Origin of the sequence: Bradyrhizobium sp. AUGA SZCCT0431 (assembly GCF_018131065.1) — a bacterium.
Taxonomy (GTDB): Bacteria; Pseudomonadota; Alphaproteobacteria; order Rhizobiales; family Xanthobacteraceae; genus Bradyrhizobium.
Map to the genome: position 1 here is coordinate 1 of NZ_JAFCLR010000086.1, position 3,828 is coordinate 3,828.

2 protein-coding genes and 1 pseudogene are annotated in these 3,828 nt (G+C 57.9%); 2 read left to right on the plus strand and 1 reads right to left on the minus strand.

Going from position 1 to position 3,828, the window contains the following annotated elements; all coding sequences use genetic code 11:
- Nucleotides 1–972: 972 nt before the first annotated feature.
- Nucleotides 973–1,221 carry a hypothetical protein gene (locus JQ567_RS37725; protein ID WP_212443512.1) on the plus strand — a complete coding sequence of 83 codons (249 nt, stop codon included), beginning with the start codon at nucleotides 973–975 and terminating at the stop codon, nucleotides 1,219–1,221.
- A gap of 92 nt (nucleotides 1,222–1,313) precedes the next feature.
- Nucleotides 1,314–2,653: pseudogene (locus JQ567_RS37730) on the plus strand (IS1182 family transposase).
- A gap of 228 nt (nucleotides 2,654–2,881) precedes the next feature.
- On the opposite strand, the gene JQ567_RS37735 reads toward JQ567_RS37730, so the two are convergent.
- The coding region (locus tag JQ567_RS37735) for a transposase (protein WP_212443513.1) at nucleotides 2,882–3,828 on the minus strand (947 nt) is incomplete at its 5' end.

Sequence of the window (3,828 nt, forward strand, 5' to 3'; positions counted from 1 at the left end):
CATGAAGACTGCCAAAGCGCTCGGCCTCACCGTGCCGACTCCGTTACTCCTTCGCGCTGATGAGGTGATCGAATAGAGATGCTGTTTGCTGCGATGCACGAGTCTCTTGTTGGCACTTTTCGGACATGCCGCGATTTCCGAGTTGAGTCTGCTTTCGGGGGTAAAGCGGAGGTTGGATCTCGAGCCTGCCAAGGGCAGCTTCTGGCGCGATGCTGCCGTTCGCGGGCATGTCTGCTCTTGGGGGCAGAACGGACGTGCCACACCTGCGGGCTGAGGTCGCCTTTGACCCAGGCTGTGTGAAAACTCCGACGTCGAACTTGAGCGTAGAAAGTTTGTCTCGATTACATTGAATTGGAAAAATAACCGCTCTGGCAGTCGCCATCGAAAGAAGAAAAGAGAGAAAACAATTCTGCGCATTCTCTGCTCGTGCACGTTTTCACACAGCCTGGCCCCAAGGCGGACATTGATTTGCCTCGACACGCCAAGAATTTGGCGCTGTACTGCTCAACGGCTGAGCATCACGAAATCGCGCAAATAAGCTCAGAGTGATGTCATGTTGCCGATCCTAGAATACGATTTGTATAAATATTTGGCCCTCGCGTGATGCTGCTGGCGATACTATTCGCATATCGCAAGGGACGAGACGCGGTTTCTGCAAGCAGTCGGTCGCTTGCTTGGACTCACGTTCCTCTCATTGCGTTTGCGATAGCTTCACTCGGTCCAAGCGCCTTCGCTATCATGATCTATCTTGGCTACAAGTTCGGTTTAATTCAGCCCAAACCCTCTGGGTATAGTTTTTCAACATTCATCCGAGACCTGCCATTTGATTTCGCAGTGATAAACTGGCCATTTGTCGCTTTATACTTGACTTGCCGCCTGTGGCCGAATTTCGGCTCGGCCCGGTCTGCGATGTGGCTTTCCGTGGTGGCGATGTCCCTCCCAAATGTTTAATTGTTTTCCCTGGCTTGGACGATGGTTTCCAACGTCTTCGATGCTGGGCAAGGCATTGGCGTTATCGAGGCCATGCTCATTTTGCCAATCATCGCGATGATTTGGCCCGGCCCAGCTCCTAGTATTTTTGATGCCGGCTTCGGCATTGCTTTTGTTATCTCTGCGCTCACGGCGCCCATACCATTTCTCGGTTTGATTGGTTTGCTTGTAGGACAATTGATTGGATGGACGGCGTCCAATTTTCGACGAAAAACAACTGTGCGGTCATAGTCCGCTTTGGGCGGATTTTGTTGAAAAACTCTGCTGTTGAAGCGGAAGGAGTTCGCTGATTCATTCGGTCTCGAGGGTGGAGACCGGAAGCGATGATGGGTCCGCGGCAGGTTGATCAGGCGGCGCTGTTCTATGAGTTTTCACTTGAGCGACACGTTCCGGCCACCCACTTGCTGAGGTCGATTGATCGCTTTGTCGATTTGTCAGGCGTTCGGAGCCACTTGGCCCCATTTTACAGTTCTACTGGCCGGCCTTCGATTGATCCTGAACTGCTCGTCCGTATGTTGCTGGTTGGCTACTGCTACGGCATTCGTTCTGAACGGCGGTTGTGCGAGGAGGTTCACCTGAACCTCGCTTACCGCTGGTTCATGTGCCGGACCACTCGACCTTCTCCAAGAATAGGCATGGCCGCTTCCGCGATTGCGATCTACTGCGAAAGCTGTTCGAGACCTTGGTCCGGCGCTGCATGGCCGAAGGGTTGGTCGAGGGAGCCGCTTTTGCGGTCGATGCCAGCCTGATTGCCGCCGACGCCAACAAGCAGCGCTCTGCCGCTGGGGCCGACGATGTTGACTGGGAGGCCATCGCCAGGACGCGCCGATCCGTCCGGGAATATCTCGACACCCTCGATGAGGCTGCTTGGGGCGCGGCCAGCGAGACGGTACCGAAGTTCATCTCCAAGTCGGATCCGGCCGCACAATGGACCGGCGCTCACAAAGGGCATGCCTTCTTTGCCTACGCCGACAACTACCTGATCGACCTGAAGGCCGCGATCATCATCGATGTCGAGGCGACACGAGCTATCCGGCAGGCCGAGGTCGGTGCGGCACGCACAATGATTGAGCGTACCGAAGATCGCCTCGGGCTCTGTCCTGAGCGCCTGGCCGCCGACAGTGCTTATGGGTCAGCCGAGATGCTGGGTTGGTTAGTCAACGAGCGCGCGATCGAGCCGCACATTCCGGTGTTCGACAAATCGGCCCGCGACGATGGGACGTTCTCCCGCGAAGACTTCGCCTACGATCAGGAGCGCGATCTCTACGTCTGTCCAGCCGGCAAGGTGCTGAGTTCTACCGGGACTCTGGTGAATGACGGGACAACACTGCACTATCGCGCCAGCAAACATGACTGCGACGCCTGCGAACTCAAGCCGCGATGCTGTCCGAAGATGCCAGCGCGCAGGGTCCCGCGTTCAATTTACGAGAACGCCCGTGACGTTGCGCGCGACATCGCCAGGACCGAAGCCTACGTGACGTCGCGGCGTGAACGTAAGAAGATCGAGATGCTGTTCGCACATCTCAAGCGCATCCTGCGCCTGGACCGGCTCAGGCTGAGAGGTCCGTCTGGTGCTCAAGACGAGTTCCTCCTCGCTGCCACAGTCCAAAACCACAGAAGGCTGGCAAAGCTGATCCCGTTGCCCGCCCCAATGCCTGCCTGAGCACAAACCACCTCACGCGCGCCTGGCTCCTCGCACCATCTCGAACAGTTAGGCTGCCGACTTCTTCAACAATATCGGCGCAAAGCGGCCATTCGGCGGGATCAGCACGTCGCAGAAGGGCCGATTTTGTTGCAAAAGTCGGTTGCTGCCGATGGGCGGTTGACTCTTTCGCTAAAGAGCGACCGGCTTTAATCCGCCGGACCTGACGCTCTGTACGCAACTCCAACGCTACGCGATGCATAGAACCTGAGCCGGTGACGGTCGCGCGACCAGCGTTGCGAGCCGCCTTAGGTTCTGTGCCATGGCGGCCAGAACAAACTCATCCTGGGCGCCTCGTGGACCGCGCAGTCGAAGCCGGCCGAGCTTCAGGACGCGCTTGAGGTGCGCAAACCGCATCTCGATCTTCTTGCGCTCGCGCCGCGACTGCTCAAAGTCCTCGGTGCCAACGAAGGATCGAGCGATGTCGCGGGCATGCTCATGGATATCGCGCGGGATCTTGCGCGCTGGTTCTTTGGGGCAGCACTGCGGTTTGAGTGGGCATACATCGCAGTCGAGCTTGCTGGCGCGATACAGAAGCGTCTTGCCCTCATGCACGGTGCCACTTGTCCCAAGCTGCTTTCCGCCCGGGCAATGGTAGACGTCGCCGGTCGGATCATATCGAAAGTCGCCGCGCGAGAAGGTGCCGTCGTCCCGCTTCGACTTGTCGTTCACCGGAATATGAGGCGCGATACCTTTCTCCTCGACCAGCCAGTTCAGCATTGGAGCCGCCCCGTAAGCGGTATCGGCCGCAAGCCTATCCGGCTTGAGGCCGAAGCGCTCTTCTGTCCGCTCGATCATGGTCTTCGCCGCACCAACCTCAGCCGGCCGAATAGCGCGGGACGCCTCGACGTCGACGATGACGCCGAACTTCACGTCGATGAGATAGTTATCGGAGTAAGCGAAGAATGCCGGTCCCTTGTGCGCTCCGGTCCACCGCGCTGCAGGATCGGATGGCGAGACAAACTTTGGGACCACATCGCTGGCGGCGCCCCAAGCCGTATCATCAAGGGTTGCCAGATACTCCTTCACCGCACGGCTGGACCTCGCTGGATCACGATCCCTGTGCCAATCCTGACCCGCGACCGAGCGCTGCTTGTTGGCATCGGCCGCAATCAGGCTGGCATCAACAGCAAAGC